General features: G+C 48.4%; 18 protein-coding genes. 15 read left to right on the forward strand and 3 right to left on the reverse strand.

Going from position 1 to position 18,253, the window contains the following annotated elements; translation table 11 throughout:
• Window positions 1-4: 4 nt before the first annotated feature.
• Genes B3K42_RS10310 through B3K42_RS10320 form a run of 3 tightly spaced genes read left to right on the forward strand, consistent with a single transcriptional unit; the run spans window position 5 to window position 2,508 of the window.
• Window positions 5-1,051, forward strand: a complete 1,047-nt coding sequence (locus tag B3K42_RS10310; RefSeq protein WP_110990252.1) for a branched-chain amino acid ABC transporter permease — start codon at window positions 5-7, stop codon at window positions 1,049-1,051.
• Window positions 1,038-1,811, forward strand: a complete 774-nt coding sequence (locus B3K42_RS10315; protein WP_110990251.1) for an ABC transporter ATP-binding protein — start codon at window positions 1,038-1,040, stop codon at window positions 1,809-1,811. Before B3K42_RS10310 ends, B3K42_RS10315 begins: the two co-directional genes overlap by 14 nt.
• Complete coding sequence (locus B3K42_RS10320) at window positions 1,804-2,508, forward strand: ABC transporter ATP-binding protein (RefSeq protein WP_110990250.1); 705 nt, start codon at window positions 1,804-1,806, stop codon at window positions 2,506-2,508. The genes B3K42_RS10315 and B3K42_RS10320 overlap by 8 nt, the downstream gene beginning before the upstream one ends.
• Before the next feature lie 457 nt (window positions 2,509-2,965).
• On the opposite strand, the gene B3K42_RS10325 is transcribed toward B3K42_RS10320, so the two are convergent.
• From B3K42_RS10325 to obgE, 3 genes are read right to left on the reverse strand one after another with little or no spacing between them, the layout of a single operon-like run.
• The gene (locus B3K42_RS10325) at window positions 2,966-3,904 is read right to left on the reverse strand and encodes a tRNA dihydrouridine synthase (protein WP_110990249.1); all 939 of its coding nucleotides are present in this window, start codon (window positions 3,902-3,904) and stop codon (window positions 2,966-2,968) included.
• Window positions 3,897-4,469 (reverse strand): nicotinate (nicotinamide) nucleotide adenylyltransferase, encoded by a 573-nt coding sequence (gene nadD, locus B3K42_RS10330; RefSeq protein WP_181419042.1) that lies wholly within the window; start codon window positions 4,467-4,469, stop codon window positions 3,897-3,899. The genes B3K42_RS10325 and nadD overlap by 8 nt, the downstream gene beginning before the upstream one ends.
• Window positions 4,453-5,772, reverse strand: a complete 1,320-nt coding sequence (gene obgE, locus B3K42_RS10335) for a GTPase ObgE (RefSeq protein WP_110990247.1) — start codon at window positions 5,770-5,772, stop codon at window positions 4,453-4,455. Before obgE ends, nadD begins: the two co-directional genes overlap by 17 nt.
• Before the next feature lie 66 nt (window positions 5,773-5,838).
• Between obgE and B3K42_RS10340 the strand changes: the two genes are divergently transcribed.
• From B3K42_RS10340 to B3K42_RS10395, 12 genes are all read left to right on the forward strand, one after another.
• Window positions 5,839-6,078 carry a DUF370 domain-containing protein gene (locus B3K42_RS10340; RefSeq protein WP_110990246.1) on the forward strand — a complete coding sequence of 80 codons (240 nt, stop codon included), beginning with the start codon at window positions 5,839-5,841 and terminating at the stop codon, window positions 6,076-6,078.
• Between the two features lie 8 nt (window positions 6,079-6,086).
• A complete protein-coding gene (gene clpP / locus B3K42_RS10345) occupies window positions 6,087-6,704 on the forward strand; it encodes an ATP-dependent Clp endopeptidase proteolytic subunit ClpP (RefSeq protein WP_110990245.1) in 618 nt (205 codons plus the stop codon).
• A gap of 70 nt (window positions 6,705-6,774) precedes the next feature.
• Window positions 6,775-9,228, forward strand: a complete 2,454-nt coding sequence (mutS, locus tag B3K42_RS10350; protein ID WP_110990254.1) for a DNA mismatch repair protein MutS — start codon at window positions 6,775-6,777, stop codon at window positions 9,226-9,228.
• 35 nt (window positions 9,229-9,263) lie between these two features.
• Window positions 9,264-10,340, forward strand: a complete 1,077-nt coding sequence (locus B3K42_RS10355; RefSeq protein WP_110990244.1) for a M24 family metallopeptidase — start codon at window positions 9,264-9,266, stop codon at window positions 10,338-10,340.
• Between the two features lie 21 nt (window positions 10,341-10,361).
• Complete coding sequence (gene efp / locus B3K42_RS10360) at window positions 10,362-10,919, forward strand: elongation factor P (RefSeq protein ID WP_110990243.1); 558 nt, start codon at window positions 10,362-10,364, stop codon at window positions 10,917-10,919.
• 19 nt (window positions 10,920-10,938) lie between these two features.
• Window positions 10,939-11,403, forward strand: a complete 465-nt coding sequence (locus B3K42_RS10365) for an Asp23/Gls24 family envelope stress response protein (RefSeq protein ID WP_110990242.1) — start codon at window positions 10,939-10,941, stop codon at window positions 11,401-11,403.
• A gap of 4 nt (window positions 11,404-11,407) precedes the next feature.
• Window positions 11,408-11,854: a transcription antitermination factor NusB gene (nusB, locus tag B3K42_RS10370; RefSeq protein WP_110990241.1), complete on the forward strand. Its 447-nt coding sequence runs from the start codon at window positions 11,408-11,410 to the stop codon at window positions 11,852-11,854.
• Window positions 11,855-11,866: 12 nt separating this feature from the next.
• A complete protein-coding gene (locus B3K42_RS10375; protein ID WP_110990240.1) occupies window positions 11,867-13,534 on the forward strand; it encodes a formate--tetrahydrofolate ligase in 1,668 nt (555 codons plus the stop codon).
• A gap of 10 nt (window positions 13,535-13,544) precedes the next feature.
• A complete protein-coding gene (locus B3K42_RS10380) occupies window positions 13,545-14,366 on the forward strand; it encodes a bifunctional 5,10-methylenetetrahydrofolate dehydrogenase/5,10-methenyltetrahydrofolate cyclohydrolase (RefSeq protein ID WP_110990239.1) in 822 nt (273 codons plus the stop codon).
• A 3-nt stretch (window positions 14,367-14,369) separates the two neighbouring features.
• Window positions 14,370-16,250 carry a 1-deoxy-D-xylulose-5-phosphate synthase gene (gene dxs, locus B3K42_RS10385; RefSeq protein WP_110990238.1) on the forward strand — a complete coding sequence of 627 codons (1,881 nt, stop codon included), beginning with the start codon at window positions 14,370-14,372 and terminating at the stop codon, window positions 16,248-16,250.
• Window positions 16,225-16,572 (forward strand): Asp23/Gls24 family envelope stress response protein, encoded by a 348-nt coding sequence (locus B3K42_RS10390; protein WP_110990237.1) that lies wholly within the window; start codon window positions 16,225-16,227, stop codon window positions 16,570-16,572. The genes dxs and B3K42_RS10390 overlap by 26 nt, the downstream gene beginning before the upstream one ends.
• 15 nt (window positions 16,573-16,587) lie before the next feature.
• Window positions 16,588-18,252: a DAK2 domain-containing protein gene (locus B3K42_RS10395; protein WP_110990236.1), complete on the forward strand. Its 1,665-nt coding sequence runs from the start codon at window positions 16,588-16,590 to the stop codon at window positions 18,250-18,252.
• Window position 18,253: the final 1 nt, after the last annotated feature.

Consider the following 18,253-nt stretch of genomic DNA (forward strand, 5'->3'; position numbering starts at 1 on the left):
TGTAATGGATCGCAAATTGAAGTTGGTCATGACCATTATTGGACTTCTTGTCTTCATCGTGTTGCTCTGGCTAGCCGAGAATTACATTGACGCATTTATCAAAAGAATTCTGAATGTTGCTGCCATCTACGTTATACTTGGAGTCAGTCTCAACCTGATAAACGGTTTTACTGGTCAGTTTTCTTTAGGTCACGCTGGTTTCATGGCGCTTGGTGCATACGCATCGGCTTTGCTGTACATGTCTCCATCTCTTAAAGCAATGAATTTCTTTATTCAACCGATAATATGGCCACTAAGTGAAATAGAGATTCCCTTCTTCTTCGCGTTGCTCATAGGGGGTGCTGTTGCTGCAATTGCGGGGTTTGCTGTCGGAGCCCCTTGTCTTCGGGTAGGGGGAGACTATCTCGCTATCGTAACTTACGGATTCGCGGAGATAATTCGCGTGATACTCAACAACCTTCAAGGTATCACCAATGGGCCTCTTGGATTGAAAGGACTTCCCACATATACAAACCTCTACTGGAGCTGGGGCTGGGCATTGTTCACCATCTTCTTCATAAAGAAACTAGTAGACAGCAGCTATGGACGTGCGCTGAAGTCAATAAGAGAGGACGAAGTTGCGGCTGAAGCTATGGGAGTCAATCTCTTCAAACACAAAACCCTGGCATTTGTAATAGGGGCTTTCTTCGCCGGCATTGGTGGTGGCCTGCTTGGTAGTCTACTCATGACAATCGATCCGAATTCATTCAACATCGCTTTAACCTTTCAAATTGTCATGATTGTCCTTCTTGGAGGACTCGGAAGCATAACTGGAAGTGTCGTTATGGGCATTTCGGTTGCCTTCTTGATGGAACTGCTCAGGTTCGTGGAATCACCTATGACGATCTTTGGTTTCACTATACCCGGTATCCCCGGCATGAGGATGCTAATCTTTGCGCTTATCCTCGTTATTACAGTAATCTTCTTCAGGAGAGGCCTTTTTGGCCACAAAGAGTTCTCATGGACATGGATATTCAGATCTAAGGGGAGGAATGCAAATGAGTCTGCTTAAGCTTGAGCAAGTAACTAAGAGATTCGGCGGACTTACTGCGGTTTCGGATTTCAATCTTGATCTTCAGGAAGGAGAGCTGGTAGGACTCATAGGGCCTAATGGAGCAGGAAAAACAACTGTGTTCAATCTTATTACGAATACGTATTATCTAAGCGAAGGAAAAATCCTTTTTGAAGGCAAAGACATAACGGGTTTGAAGACAGACAGAATCGCCGCAGAGGGTATTGTAAGAACATTTCAAAACATCCGGCTTTTCGGAGAGCTAACAGTCTTGGAAAATGTTCTTACGGCTTGCCACTTGCGACTGAGATCCTCGGTTTTCTCCGCGGTCTTCGGATTCCCGGGATATATGAGAGAAGAACTGGCGATGCACGAAAAGGCTAGATCTTTGCTCAAGACGCTTGGTCTGGAGAAGTATGAGAGAGATCAGGCTGGATCGCTTCCTTACGGGCTGCAGAGAAAACTCGAGATTGCAAGAGCTCTGGCAACTCAACCAAAAGTGTTGTTGCTGGACGAGCCTGCTGCAGGGATGAACCCAGAAGAAACACTTGCTCTGGGGGCACTGATTCTTAGAATTCGGAAGGAGTTCCAGCTGACGATACTGCTTATTGAACACGACATGAGCTTGGTTATGACGATATGCGAGCGTATCATTGTTCTAGATCACGGTGTTACAATTGCAAAGGGTCTTCCAGAGGAGATTCAGAACAATCCCGATGTAATAACTGCCTACCTTGGAACGGGTGATTTGTATGCTTAAGGTGGAAAAATTGAACGTCTTTTACGGTGGTATACATGCTCTGAAGGGAATCTCCTTCAGCGTTGAAGAAGGGAAGATAGTTGCGCTTATTGGGGCAAATGGAGCCGGAAAATCAACAACTCTTAGAAGCATTTGTGGTCTTAAAAAAGTGAAGGAAGGAGAGATACTTTTCAAATCGAAGAACATCACAAACAAGCCAACAAATGATATCGTGAAGGCTGGAATGACTCTGGTTCCTGAGGGCAGAAGAATCTTTCCTAACCTTACAGTAACTGAAAATCTTATGCTAGGGGCATTCCTGAGAAGAGACTCAGAAGAAATCGAGAAGGATCTTGACTGGGTTAACACCCTGTTTCCAAGATTGAAAGAGAGAAAAGACCAAAAGGGCGGAACTCTCTCAGGTGGAGAGCAGCAGATGCTTGCAATAGGAAGGGCACTGATGTCTAGACCGGATCTTCTTATGCTGGACGAACCATCATTGGGACTTGCTCCAGTAATTGTGGGTGAAGTGTTCAGGGTTATTCGAAAGGTTCATGAGGAGGGTAAGACGATTCTGTTGATAGAGCAGAATGCTCTCGCTGCGCTGAAACTGGCCGACTATGCTTATGTACTTGAAACAGGCCGAATAGTTATTCAGGGAAAAGGAGAAGACTTGCTTAGCGACGACCTGGTGAAAAAATCGTATCTTGGAGGATAGTTTTTAGATATGAACCATACGCTGCTTTCGCGGCCTGATTGATTGGATGATCCAAGAAATCAACGTGCGTTAACAACGGTGGAATTCCATATGCATAAGTATTCTTGGAACACCTCACTCGAATAATCTTCTCTAGAAAATCATCATGAAGTGTGAAACGACATGGTAACGATCAAGTAGCCCTTTATATCGATGTACTTCCTCGATAACTTTTCACAACCCAAGGTTCTCGCTGACTGCGATACATAGAGGACGCCCAAATTTGACCTTTCCAAGCTTGTGGCTGTGCAAGAGACGATAAGTTAAGTACCTTCGGTCTCCTTCTTCTGAAGATTAGCCTGAATTATTTGGGACAGGCAGCCCTATCCATTTCTTTGACTTAGTTATGGAGAGGGCAACAGAGTATAGAGAGCTTAGAAATTGTAATTCATATTCAGGTTTCTTCAACAAGAGTTCGTTATACCCAAGTCTTGTAATCTGGAATGAGATCTTCCAACAGCTCCTTTACTTCACAAAAAGAGTTACACTTCATGTATTCGTTTCTAAGCCTTGCGGCATGCCTGATGTTTCTCGTGTAACCCGCAAAAGATTTCCGGAGATCTCTAACTGCCTGGTCTTCACCCACCGCTTCGGAAAGTCTTGTAAAGTGCCTGAGAAAGTGACCAAGTCTTTCTTGAAGAGTGAGCTCGTCATACGAACCAAACTTGATGAGGTCTTTCGCCTGTCTGAAGATCCAGGGATTGCCGATGGCACCCCTGGCGACCACCACGCCATCGACAGAGTAGCGTCTTAACGCGTTCACGATCGCCTCTGGGCTGAACATATCTCCCGAACCGTAGGATAGTATGCCTTCCCCGTGAAGTAAACGCGCTATCCTGTCTATCTCCTCCCAGTTTGCAGATCCCGAATACGCTTGCGCGACTGTCCTGCCGTGCACAAAAACCGCCTCCGGCTTTGCCTTCATAATCGGATAGATAATCTTTTCTCTCTCGATGCAGTCAAAGCCCAGTCTGATCTTCACTGAGACAGGCACTTCAACGGTATTTTTCAAAGCGATGATCATTTCCGCAATCTTTTCCGGGGTTTTCAACAAGGCGCTTCCGGCGCCTCTTCGAGTTACTTTTCTCACGGGGCATCCGGCGTTTATGTCAATCCAGGTTGCCACATTCGAAAGTTTCGCCGCAGCTTTGGCCATCCTCGATACGTTCGAACCGAAAAGCTGAATCCTGGTCGGAGTCGACGGAACAATTTCATCGGTCTTTCCCGAAGACCTCAACGCGCCCTCGGCGCTGATCATTTCGCTGAAAACGAAATCGGCCCCCCATTCGACCGAAAGCTCCCTCATTGTCGCGTCTGTGTAACCGGCCATCGGCGAAAGCCCGATCTGCTTATCCATAGAAAGACGTGACCTCGCCGAGTATTGAATCCGGGACCAGCCCGACAACCGATTTCCCTTCCTTAATTCTCTTGCGAATTTCAGTCGAAGATATGTCGAATCGCGGTGCGTCAAGCCAGATTACACGCCCGTCGAAGGAATGGTCTCTCTCGGTTATGTTTCTTGGATACACCGCGATCGTTGCTTCATCGAGAAGAGCCTCGTATTCAAACCAGGTGTCAAGAGAGGCAAAGCTGTCTTCACCAACGATCAGAAAGGGTCTGCAATTGTGAAGTTTCGAGAAGTGCCTCACCGTGAAGAGAGAATAGGAGATCCCCCCTCTTTCCCTTTCATAGTCCGACACGCAAGCTTTATCAATTCCTTCGAAAGCCATTTCGAGCCATCTCATTCTGATCTCATACGGAGAGGTCGTACTGGAGACCTTGTGAGGAGGCCTGTACGCAGGAATAACGTAAAGCCTATCCAGTTCCAGTTGTTCGATTGCCCTTACGGCAACGGCAAGATGGCCCGTATGTACGGGATCGAAGGAACCGCCAAAGATTCCGATTCTACTCTTTGAACACATACTCTCTGTCATCTATTACTACGGTATCTCCTTCCATTATGCCGGCATTTCTAAGCTTTGAAGAAAGACCGCCCTTTTCCAGTTTATCCATTATGAAACGGTCTCTGTACTTGAAGGCTCTGATCTTTCTCACATAGAAATCGACGGCCGGCCCCAGAACCACATACCTTCCGGAAGAGTCCTTCTCTACTCTGAAATCCTCGGGGTAGGGTGCCGTCAGGACGACGGGTTCGACCTGCGGCAGAGGGGTGTCCTCATCGGCCTTCATGGATGAAAAGTACGAGGAATCTCTTTCGATATACTTCCAGATCGCCTCTTTCAGAGGCTGAATTCCCTCGTGAGTCGCCGCCGAAATAGGAATTATCTCTTTGCCGGTGCTTTCTTTGAATAGTTGAAGCCTCTTCTGCCTCTCCCCTTCTGTAATGAGATCGCATTTGTTTGCCACCACAATCTCGGGCTTATCTGCAAGCTCTCTCTTGTAGAATTCGAGTTCGTAACGTATATCTCTGTAATCCTGAATGAAATCTCTTTCCTCACTCTCTGAGATGTCCAGAAGATGAACGATTGTTTTACACCGTTCGATGTGCCTGAGAAATTTGTGCCCCAGTCCAATACCCTCATGTGCCCCTTTGATTAACCCGGGCACATCGGCCACTATATATCCCTGTTCGTCATTCGCCATAACAACTCCGAGATTGGGCGAGAGGGTAGTGAAGTGATAATTTGCTATCTTCGGTCTCGCATTAGATATTACGGATATGAGCGTCGATTTTCCGACGTTCGGAAACCCGACCAGTGCGACATCGGCCAGAATCTTCAGCTCAAGTCGAACGAAGAGTTCCTCGCCGGGCTCCCCGTTTTCTGCGGCCTTGGGCGCCTGATTCGTTGAAGAGACGAACCGCGCGTTGCCCCTTCCTCCCTTTCCGCCTCTGGCAATCGCAACGATTTGACCGGGATTGCAGAGGTCGGCTATGATCTCTCCACTCTCGGCGTCATATGCAATCGTCCCAACGGGCACTCTTATAACCAGATCCTTTCCCTTCTTTCCGGCCATATTCGAACCGTGACCGCTCTCCCCGCTTTGAGCGATGAATTTCCTCTTGTGCTTGAATTCATAGAGCGTGTTTATTGAATTGGTCGATCTGAGAAAGACGTGACCTCCTCTGCCGCCATCACCACCATCCGGGCCTCCAAATGGTATGTACTTCTCTCTCCTGAAGGAGACGGAACCGTTACCTCCGTCTCCCGCCTTGACATAAATCCTCCCCGTGTCAACGAGGCTTTCCTGATCGTTACCTAGCATTGGAACACCTCCGCCGTATCTCCATTATGTTATAATAACATTGTTATTGGAAGGGGGAAAGTAGAAGTGGATCACGTTGTCAACGTTGGTTTTGAGTCCTTTGTGGTAAGGGATAGGATTCTGGCCGTTCTTCCTATTGAAAGCTCGGCTGTCCGAAGGCTCAAACAGCTCGGTATGGAGACTGGAAAGATCGTAAACCTTACTTTCGGAAAGAGGACGAAAGCCATACTGATAACGGACAGCGGTCATGTAATTTTCTCCTTTCTTCCTCCAAAGAGAATCATAGAAAAACTCTTCATGAATTAGGAGGTTTTATGGACACAAACATGGCACCTTTCGTCCCCTACGTAGTGGAAGACAGAGGAAGGGGGGAAAGGATTTTTGATATTTACACCAAACTGCTTTCGGAAAGAATAGTCTTTCTCGGCTGGCCAATCGACGATGAAGTCTCTAATATTGTGGTCGCACAGCTGCTCTTTCTCGAGTCCCAGGACCCCGAGAAGGATATAAACCTTTATATCAACAGCCCGGGCGGCTCGATCACTTCCGGTCTGGCGATCTATGACACAATGCAGTACATCAAGCCCGACATCTCTACAATCTGCATCGGAATGGCCGCTTCAATGGGCGCGATACTTCTTGCCGGCGGCACAAAGGGAAAGAGGTTCGCTCTTCCAAACTCGAGGGTAATGATTCACCAGCCCTTCGGTGGAGCTGAGGGAGTAGCCAAGGATATCGAAATCAGGGCCAAGGAGATTCTCTATCTTCGGGACGAACTGAACAAGATCCTTGCCAAGCACACGGGTCAGTCGATAAAGAAAATCGAAAAGGACGCCGATAGAGACTTCTTTATGAGTTCTATTGAAGCTGTCAAATACGGAATGATAGACAAAGTTATCGAACAGAAGCCAAAAGAAAAAGGCAAGGAATAAGAGAGAAGTATTAACCGGCCGGCGCTGAGCGCCGGCTTTTGATGTATCCGGAGTGAATGACGTGGCTGAAATGACACCGATGATGAAACAGTACCTTGAAGTCAAGAACAGCTACAAGGACTGCCTGGTTCTCTTCAGGCTGGGAGATTTCTACGAGACCTTCCTCGACGACGCGAAGCTGGTTTCGAAAGAGCTGCAGATCGTGCTTACTTCGAGAAACGGGGTCCCGATGGCCGGCGTGCCTTATCACTCGATAAACGGCTATCTCAAAAAGCTTGTGACTGCGGGTTACAAGGTTGCAATCTGCGAACAGACTGAAGATCCGGCTCTCGCCAGGGGCCTTGTGAAACGAGAGGTCACAAGAGTAGTCACTCCAGGAACGATCGTTGAAGACGAGTTGCTTCCTGAATCCGAGAACAACTACATCATCGCCGTAGGAGAAGCGGACGGACTCTTCATAATGGCTACTGCAGATGTTTCAACGGGCGAAGTAGCCCTGTCTACCGCCGAAGATCTCGAGTCGATGAAAGACTTCATCGTAGCAACTGGACCCTCACAGATCCTTTTGCGGGAGAGCTTGAAAGCACTGAAGCGGGAGATTTCGGGGATCACTTTCGCCATGATTGAAATAGTCGAGGACTGGCATTTTGCTCTTTCATCGGGCATCAACTACGTGAAGGAGTTCTATTCGATAGTCTCTATAGATCATCTTGAGCTGAACAACAGAGAGATTGAAGTTCTCGGAGCGCTGTTCAAGTATTTGGAGACGATTAATTTCGGTCCGATGAAACATCTTTCCCTTCCGAGAGTGATCAGAAAATCCGATTCGATGCAGCTCGACGCCTCTACAATCGAAAATCTCAATCTCTTTCGCCTTGAGAGAAAGGGCTCTCTCTTCGAAATCCTCGACGAGACGATTACTGGAATGGGAAGAAGACGGCTGAGGCAGTGGCTTCTCTCGCCACTGACCGACAGAGAGAAGATAGAGGAGAGGCTCGATGCGGTTCAGACTTTCTATTCTGACCGTCACCTTCTCGACGAGCTGAGAGAGTATTTTCAAAATGTATTCGATATAGAAAGGATCACAACACGGCTTTCGACGGACAAGACTACCCCCAGAGATCTCCAGTCGTTAAGAACCTCTCTGGCAGCACTTCCTCTGATCAAAGATCTGATCTCTATGGAAGCGTCCTTTGAAAGGTTGAACGATCGGCTCGAGCTTTTCCCCGAAGAACTCGCTCTTCTTCAGCGCAGCATCATGGATGAGCCGTCTGCCGTAGTTGGCGACGGAAAGGTCATCAGGGAAGGGTTCGATCGGGAGCTGGATTCTCTTCGCGACCTTCTCGAACATTCCGTCGAGAAGATGAAGGCGATCGAAGCGGCCGAAAAGAAGTCTACGGGGATAAGCTCTTTGAAGGTCAAGTTCAACAAAGTCTTCGGATACTTCCTGGAGGTCCCTAAGAGTCAGACAAGCAAGGTGCCCCAGAACTACACGAGAAAGCAGACCCTTGTCAACTCGGAACGATACATCACCCAGGAACTCAAAGAATTCGAAGATAGAATCCTGAACGCAAACGACAAGATCCAGACGCTGGAGAGGGCGCTTTTCCTGGATGTTTGCTCGCAGCTTCTGAACTCTCTGCAGAGACTGAAGGATGTTTCGAAGGTCCTTTCGGAGATCGATTCTCTCCAGTCGCTTGCAGCAGTGGCGAGAAAGAACAACTACTCCCGGCCCCGGTTTTCGGATGACGGAAGGGTGAAGATCTCGAATTCCAGACATCCAATAGTGGAGAGATTTGTTTCGGATTTCACTCCGAATGACGTATCCCTTAGCAGAAGTGAGAACTTTTTCATAGTGACCGGGCCAAATATGAGCGGGAAGTCGACTTTCATTCGACAGGTCGCCTTGCTCTCGATCATGGCTCAGGTCGGCTCTTTCGTGCCTGCGGATGAAGCTCTCCTTTCGATCCATGACAGGGTCTTCACAAGAATCGGCGCCAGAGATGAGCTGGCTAGCGGCAAATCGACATTTCTGGTGGAAATGATGGAGACGGCGACGATCCTCTCGAAGGCAACCGAAGACAGTCTCGTCATCCTTGATGAAGTGGGTAGGGGAACCAGTACCTTTGACGGCATTTCTATCGCTTGGGCCGTTTCGGAATTCATATACGAGGCAGTCGGGTGCCACACGATATTTGCCACTCATTTCACCGAGCTGACCGAGCTTTCCAATATGTACCCGGGCATAAAGAACAAGACTGCAAGAATAATAGAAACGGAGAGCGGGATCGTCTTTCTCCACAAAGTGATCGACGGCGTAGCGAATAGCTCGCATGGAATAGAGGTGGCAAAGCTTGCCGGAGTTCCCGAGACCGTACTCTCGAGAGCAAAGGAAATACTGAAGGTGATTACCAAGCAGTCTGCACTTGACAAGACAGTCAGGGTTCTGACCGCAGACGATCTGAAGGAGATCAGGCAATCGAAAAAGGGAAAGATGAACAGAAATCAGATTACTCTATTCTGATGTATCAAATATCATTCTGAATTCCGGAGGTGGGTATGTCGAGAATCGAAAGATTTAGAGAGAAGCTGAAAGAATGCAATCTTGAGGGGTTTGTACTCTATAACATGGAGGCAAGCAACCGCTCCAGCTCCTGGTATCTGTCTGGCTTTTCGGGCTCCTTCTCAGTTCTGATCGTAACTCCAAAGGACGAGTACATAGTGACTGATTCGAGATACTTCACACAGGCCGAGATGGAGACGAAGTTCAAACTCATCCCTTACAAGAACGGCGACGAACTCAAGGATATAATTAAGACGACTTTGGCCAGAGACGGAGCAAGTCGGGTAGGATTTGAAGAAGAAACGATCAGTTTGGGGTTCTACAACAGGGTCTTTTCTCAGCTTGGAGTTGAATTGAAACCTGTCGACAGTCTTCTCAAAGATATGCGGATGGTCAAAACGCCGGAAGAAGTGGAAAAGATCAAACTCGCGGTAAAGATCGCAGAAGATGCGCTCACAGAGACTCTTAATTTCGTTAAGCCGGGCAGGTCTGAAGAGGAGATTTGTGCGGCGCTCGAATACGAAATAAGAAAACGGGGAGGCGACCTCGCCTTCGAAACGATAGTCGGCAGCGGGCCGAGAAGCGCGATCGTTCACGGCAGACCGTCTGAAAGAAAACTGCAGGAAGGCGATTTTCTCTTGATTGATTACGGAGCGAGGGTGAACGGCTACAATTCCGACATAACCAGGACCTTCTGTATTGGCGATCCGACAGAAGAGATGGCGAGAGTGTACGAAACCGTTCTTAAAGCGCAGACTGAAGCCAAGAACGCTGCAAAGGCAGGGGTTGTCGGAAGCAGCCTGCACGAAGTGGCGGCAAGTATAATTGGAGAGGCGGGCTACGGCGAATTCTTTGGTCACGGTCTTGGCCATAGTCTGGGAATGGATACTCACGACGGTCCGGGTCTGTCTCCGAAGAACAACGATCCGATCCCCGCAGGAGCGGTCATCACAATTGAGCCGGGTATCTATCTTCCCGGTAAATTTGGGGTTAGAATAGAAGACGATTGTTATTTTTGTGAAAATGGAATTGAGGTTCTAACTAATCTAGATAGAGAGTTGAAGATTCTTTAGCGATCCGGAGGTGGCTTCTAGATGATAGAAGTTGGAAAAATCAGAAAGGGAAACCCCCTGATAATTGAAGGTGAGATCTACATTGTTATCGAGGCAAACAAGCATTCAATGGGAAGAGGGGACGGCATAATCAGGACGAGGATGAAGAACTTGAAGACCGGCCTTGTAAGGCAGTTTACGTTTCAGGCAAGCGAGAAGGTAGAAGAAGCGGCGCTTTCATTCAGGCATGTCCAGTATCTTTACTCTGAGGACGAGCTCTTCCACTTCATGGACCTCGAGACGTACGAGCAGTATACAATTGGAGTAGACGAGATGGGAGATGCTCTGGACTACATAAAGGAGAACGAAGAAGTCGACCTTCAGTTCCACGAAGAGAGGCCTATTGGGGTGGTTCTTCCAAACACCGTGGTCCTTGAAGTAACCGATACTGCGCCAGCATACAAGGGCGATACGGTCTCGGGAAGCGGCAAGCCTGCCGTTCTTGAAACAGGGTTGAAGGTAACGGTTCCATTCTTCGTAGAGAATGGAGAACTGATTCGTGTGGACACAAGAACAGGCGAATATATCGAGAGAGCATAGGGAGAAAGGAGGGAGAATTATGGATTTTGAAGAGACTGATCTCGGCAGAATCGAGATCTCGGAGGCTGTAATCCGGGATATCGCTATTCACTCCTACATAGAATTTCTGAAATTCGATCCTAAGGAAGTAAAAGCGCGGAAAGAGGCCAGGTCGATCGTAGATATCGATCTCGATGAGAAGGTCGATGGAACCAAAACAGTCAAGATAACTGTAAATACTAAGATCAAATACGGCGTCTCGATACCCTCTTATGCCAGGAAGATGCAGGAGAAATTGAAGAACGACGTGGAAAGCTTCAGCGGCATTAAGGTTGAAGACGTTTCCATAACGATTGAAGACGTATATGAAGAGCCTCAGAAACCTGCCGTGTTCGAAGAGGAAGAGGAGTCTGAGAACTCCGAAATGAAGCTCGAGCTTGAAGAAAGTAAGTCCGAGGAAACTGTCGAAGAGGCCGAAGACGAAGACAGAGAGAAAGAGGTTTGAAGAGGTGAAGGCAGGTCCAAGCAAAAGCAGACGAAAGATGAGAGAAATTGTTTTCAGCGCGATCTATCAGTTCGACTTCAATGATGATTTGGAGACTTCATCGGATTATCTCGAACAGGAGCTCAGCTTCTTTTCGATGGAGATGGAGATGAAATTGAGAACACGAAAGTACTTCGACACAATTTTGAAGAATCGTGATGAGATAGACGACATAATAAGAAAACACCTCACCAACTGGACTTTCGAGAGACTTGCCTCTATCGACAAGAACGTCCTGAGGCTTGGAGCATACGAGATAATCTATGAGCCGGACATACCTATCGAAGTTACACTGAACGAATCAATAGACATCGCGAAAAAGTATGGTTCGGAACAGGGCGGCAAATTCGTAAATGGCGTTCTCGACAAAATCGCTCGAGAGTGCGCATCAACAGAGAAAAAGCATTTATAGGAGGATGTTTACATGCTGACTGATCTGGAGATAGCACAGAAAGCAGAATTGAAAGAAATTGACGAAATCGCCTCATCCGTCTCGATCCCTGACAAACATCTTAGAAGATATGGAAAACATGTCGCAAAGATCTCGCACCAATATCTGAATGAGCTGCAGGACAAACCCGACGGAAAACTGGTTCTTGTGACAGCTATAAGCCCTACAAGCGCCGGCGAAGGGAAGACCACTACTTCTGTTGGTCTGGCGATGGCCCTGAACAAGATAGGGAAGAAATCCTTTGTTACCCTTAGGGAGCCGTCTGTCGGTCCGATCATGGGAATCAAGGGGGGAGCCGCCGGCGGCGGTTACTCTCAGGTGCTTCCGATGGAAGAGATAAACCTACACTTCACTGGCGATTTTCACGCGATCTCGCTGGCACACAATCTTCTTTCTGCAGTTATCGATGCGCACATAAAGTTCGACAACGAACTGAGAATCGACCCGGCACAGTTATACTGGCCGAGAACCATGGATATGAATGACAGGGCTCTCAGACAGATAATCGTTGGCCTTGGAGGGTCGGCGAACGGCTATCCAAGAGAAGACTCCTTCGTTATAACTGCCGCCTCCGAAATTATGGCGATCATCTGTCTTTCGAAGAACCTGGTTGAACTGAAGGAACGGCTGGCCAGAATAATCGTTGGGAGAAGTTATGATGGCGACTTCATAACCGTCAAGGATTTGAACGTTCAGGGAGCGATGGCCACGCTTCTGAAAGATGTCCTCGATCCGAATCTCGTCCAGACTATTGAAGGCACTCCTGCCTTTGTTCACGGAGGGCCTTTTGCGAACATAGCTCATGGAACAAACAGCCTGACTGCGACAAAGATGGCTCTGAAGCTTTCCGATTATGTAATAACCGAGGCGGGCTTCGGGGCAGACCTGGGAGCACAGAAATTTCTCGATTTCGTCTGCCCTGTCGGAGGCTTGAACCCAAGCGCAGTTGTGCTGGTTGCCTCGATAAGAGCCCTGAAGCTGAACGGTGGAGCTTCAAAAAATGATATCCGGGAAGAAGATCTATCGGCACTTGAACAGGGATTCGACAACTTGAAGGTGCATTTTGAAAACATTCACAAGTACGGTATTCCCGTAGTAGTCGCCCTTAATGAATTCCCGACAGACACGGAGAAGGAAAGAGAGAAATTCGACACCCTCTGCACGTCGAACTCGATACCTTACGAGCGGTCGAGAGTGTGGGCCGAAGGCGGCGCCGGCGGAGTCGACCTCGCCAGAAAGCTAGTAGAGCTTGTCGACGGTCCGAGCGATTACAAACCCTTGATTCCGATGGACCTTTCCTTCGAAGAGAAGCTGGACAAGCTGACAAAAGAGATATATAGAGCCGGTAGAGTCGATCTTGAGCCGGCGGCAAAGAGCAAGTTAAGACTCTTCAAGAAGCAGGGAGTAGATCGTCTACCTATAATCGTTGCCAAGACTCAGTATTCCATCTCCGACGACGACAAGAAACTGGGGGCTCCGCAGGGTTACACTTTCAAGGTGAGAGATCTAAATCTCTCTGCCGGCGCCGGGTTTATCGTTGTTGTCGCCGGAAAGATTATGCTGATGCCAGGACTGGGTAGAGATCCCAACGCCAAGCAGATAGATGTGGATGCAGACGGAAAGATAAGCGGACTCTTTTGAGGTGGTGCATATGATACTTGATGGAAAGATCGTTTCAGAGAGCATATATGCCGATATAAAGGAGAAGATCAGCAATAGAACTGGAGAGCTTCCTTCACTCGTTCTCTTCTGCGACGAACCGGACGCATCCAACAAGACGTATATGAAATCGATAAGGAGGCAGGGGGAGAAACTCGGCATTGAAGTGATAGTGAGAGATAGCGGTAGCAATCCCGTCGAGGAGATCTCTGAACTGAACAAAGACAAGAACGTTGCGGGAATAATGGTAATGCATCCGCTGAAAACCGCCGACGAAAAGGCCGTGCTGGCTGCGCTCGATCCCGGGAAAGATCTTGAGGGCCGAACCGTATCGAATCTCGGCGGAATAATCAACGACGAAGAGTTCTTCGCTCCCCCCACTGCCGAAGCCGTCATGGAGATTCTGAACTACTACGGGATCGAAGTGAAGGGTCGAGACATAACCATTGTCGGCAGATCAAATACAGTCGGGAAACCTCTCGCGCTGCTCTTGCTGAAGAAAGGTGTGGACGGCACCGTGACCGTCTGCCATTCTAGGAGCAGAGACATATCCGAGAAGACATTCAACGCCGATATAGTTGTCAGTGCCGTTGGAATTGCCGGGTTTATAGAGCGCGAGATGATCAGGCCCGGTGCGGTTGTGATTGATGTAGGAATAAACTTCGTGGATGGGAAACTAGTCGGCGATGTAGACTTTGATGAGGTAAGCCAGATAGCGGCTGCTATTACTCCCGTACCTGGGGGAGTCGGCAGTGTGACTACGGCGCTTCTTTTCAGGCATTATTATAGATCTATTGAAAGAATGGGGTCGTAATCGATGAACGAACAGCCACTCTTCAGACGATTGAAAGACTACTCTTATACCCAGCTGGAGGTTCTGGCCGGAGAGATAAGAGATACGATAACGAGAGTCGTGTCCTCGAATACGGGACATCTCGCTTCGAACCTGGGGACCGTAGAGTTGACGATTGCTCTCTACAGAGTATTCGACCCTGACGAAGACATAATCATCTGGGATACCGGGCATCAGGCTTACACTCACAAACTGCTCACAGGTCGTTATGGTTCCTTCGGATCTCTCAGGAAGAAGGGCGGAATCAGCGGCTTCCTGAACAGAAAGGAAAGCCCTTATGATTTCTTTGGGGCGGGACATGTTGGGACGGGACTTCCTGCCGCAATGGGCATAGAGCAGGCACAAAAAATATTCCGCAACGCAAATAACATTGTGGTTGTCACAGGCGACGGAGCTTTGACTTCCGGTCTGGCTCTTGAAGCTCTTAATCAAATGAAGGACATCGGCTCCAAGATAAAAGTGATAGTAAACGACAACGGAATGAGCATCGGAAAGAATGTGGGAAGCCTCTCTTCCTCTCTTGCCGAACTAAGGCTGAACCCTGTCTACAGAGAAATGAAAGGTGACTTGAAGAACGCCCTGGAGGCGATGAAGCTAGGAAGCCTCGAGCAGTTCCTTTCGAAGATAAAGAGCGGACTGAAAGCCTCGATTCTCGGCGGCAATATTTTTGAAGATATGGGGTTGAACTACGTGGGTCCTGTGAAGGGCCACGATTTTCAGGAGCTGGAAGCGGTTTTTTCGGCCGTCAAGCAGTTGCCTGAACCTTTCCTTGTCCATATAGTCACGAAGAAGGGAAAGGGCCTCGAATACGCCGAGAGCAATCCCACGAGATTTCACAGTGTCAGCAGAATCGATTTTGAAAACGGCGAGAGGATCTCCCTCGGCGGGGAGCTTACTTACAGCGAAGTCTTCGGAAAGGTTCTGACGGAACTGGCAAAGAAAGACCCATCAATTTCCGCTATTACCGCGGCGATGCCTGACGGAACGGGTCTGGCAGAGTTTGCCGAGAAACATCCCGCAAGGTTTTTCGATCTTGGAATAACCGAACAGCTCTGCACAACCTTTGCGTCTGGAATGGCTGCGGCCGGAACGAAACCCGTCTTCGCGGTGTACTCGACCTTCCTGCAGAGAGCGGTGGATCAGCTGATCCACGACGTTGCCCTCCAGGATCTTCCGGTTCTCTTCGCGATAGATAGGGCTGGCATAGTCGGTCAGGACGGCGCGACCCATAACGGAATCTTCGATATTTCTTTCCTTTCGATGATTCCGAATATGCAGATTCTCGCTCCTTCGAGCCTGAAGGAACTGGCGAACATGATCTTCACTCTCTTCACTGAGAAATGGATGGACCATCCCACTGCGATAAGGTATCCGAGAGAGACGGAGCTCCAGAGCATTGACGATATTGTCTCGAACCTGAGGAAGGTGGAGCTGTTCAAGTGGGAAAAGGTGATCGACGGAAAGGAAACAGCCATCCTTGCAACGGGATCGATGGTTTCCAGGAGCAGGGAGACCGCTCTCTTGAACGGATATGCTCTCTATAACTGCCGATCGATAAAACCGCTCGACAAAGCGGCTCTAGGACAAATCTTCGCCGATTACGACCTGATAGTGACGGTTGAAGAGGGAATAAAGAGCGGAGGCTTCGGCTCCAATGTGACGCTTGAGGCTTCAAGGCAGAACTACAATGGTAGAATCGATATTATTGCAATTGAGGACTGTTTTTCTTCTCACGGCACGAGGGAAGAGGTATTGAATGAGCTGGGGTTGGATGCCAGGGGAATAGAGAATAGAATCTCTAAACTGAGAGGTGAAAAGAATGCAAGTAACTACAGAATTCGGTAAGATCGATATTTCTCTTCAGGCGATATCTTCGATAGTCAAGAAGGTTGTATCCGAGTCTTACGGACCGGTAAACGTCGGATCGCCCCAAACGGGATTTCTGACAAAACTATTCGGCACGGGAGAGGATTCTAGAAAGGGAATCAAAGTAACCGAGGAGATCGACGGCACGCTTGAGATCGATATCGATTTGATTCTCGAGCACGGCGTTAGAATCCCCACCGTCGTTGAGAATATCCAGGAAAACGTATTTCACAAGTTGAAGGAGCTTACTGAAGCGACCAATATCAAGGTGAATATTCACGTTGTCGGCTTGCAAGATTGATGGGAGGCTAATTAGATGAAACGTATCAACGGCAAGTTCTATGTCGCAGCCTTCCGGAAAGCCGCTGAACGACTTCTTGTAAATAAAGATGAGATCAACGCGCTTAATGTCTTTCCCGTTCCAGACGGAGATACTGGATCGAATATGGCGGCCGCGATGATGGAGGCCTGCGAGTATCTCGATAGGTTGAAGAAAGATGATTTGGTGAACGTTCTGGAAGCGGTAAAGACTGGAATGCTAATGGGCGCCAGGGGAAACTCCGGCGTAATCCTCTCTCAAATATTTAGAGGATTTGCCGAGGGGATAGGAAACAGAAAATTCGTCAACACCAAGGCCTTTACCGAGGGCCTGACAAAAGCCAAAGAAATCGCTTACAGATCCGTAATGAAACCGGTTGAAGGTACAATGTTGACCGTCATGAAGGTCTGTGCAGATACTGCCGGCGATGAATTCGGAGACATAGAGGACTTCGACGAGTACTTCGAGAAGCTCGTAGAAGTCGCTTTCAATACTGTTGAGAAGACCCCAACCCTCTTGCCGAAACTGAAAGAGGCCGGAGTGGTCGATTCCGGTGCAAAGGGCCTGGCTTACATATTTGAAGGCTTCCTGCTGGCGACGAAAGGCGATATAGAGCTTGAAGGACCGCTTCAGCAGATGCCGCAGGCTATGGGATCTTCAACGGAGCGCATAGTGGAGATCGTAAGGCAAGAGCTCAAATACACATACTGCACCGAGTTGATCGTGAACCTCAATGGGTCGGAAAACCCGGAAGAGACCTCTGAACTGCTGAAAGCCTACCTGGAAGAGATGGGAGATTCTATTGTCATGGTTCATCAGGATGAGATCATAAAGATTCACGTCCACACAGACCATCCTGGAGATGTTATTGAGAAATTCCTCGGTGTCGGATTCCTTCAGAAAGTGAAGATAGACAACATGAAGGTCCAGCATGAGCACATAGTGGATATCCAGTCGAAAGGACCTGAGATGTACGGAAAGGACAAGCACCACGGAGTAATCGTGGTCTCACCTGGAGAGGGGCTGGCCGATGTATTGAAGAGTCTTGGCGTAGACCACGCCGTTAAGGGCGGTCAGACGATGAATCCTAGTCTGAAAGACCTTTACGAAGCAATCAGCAGAATTGCCGCAGATAAAGTCATTGTTCTTCCCAACAACCCGAACATAATTTTAACTGCCAAAGAAGCGGCTAACGCCATTCACGACGACAATCCCGAAAAAGAAGTCTACATAATTCCTACGCGTACGGTTCAGGAAGGGATAGCCGCGATGACCGTATATAACGACGAGATGGATAGCGAGTCTCTAATAAGAGAAATGGAAGAAGCGGCTGAAGCTGTTTCTCCGATCTCAATCACATACGCCGTTCGCGATTCCAGCATGAAGGGAAAGAAGATAAGGAAAGGCGAGTATATAGCAATCGGTAGAGACGGTCTGATAACCTCGGGCAGAAAGCTCGAGAAGCTCGTTCACGACTCGATCAAGACCGTTCTTGGAAAAGATGCCGACAGAGAGGTCGTCACGATATTCTATGGATCGGAAGTGTCGGAGGAAGCCGCAGGAAAACTGCTTGAATCTCTTTCGGAAAGTTTCTCCGATTTCGAATTCGAAATCCACAGCGGCGGACAGCCCTACTATTACTACCTGATTTCCATTGAATAGA

Origin of the sequence: Mesotoga sp. UBA6090, from assembly GCF_002435945.1 — a bacterium.
Classification (GTDB): domain Bacteria; phylum Thermotogota; class Thermotogae; order Petrotogales; family Kosmotogaceae; genus Mesotoga.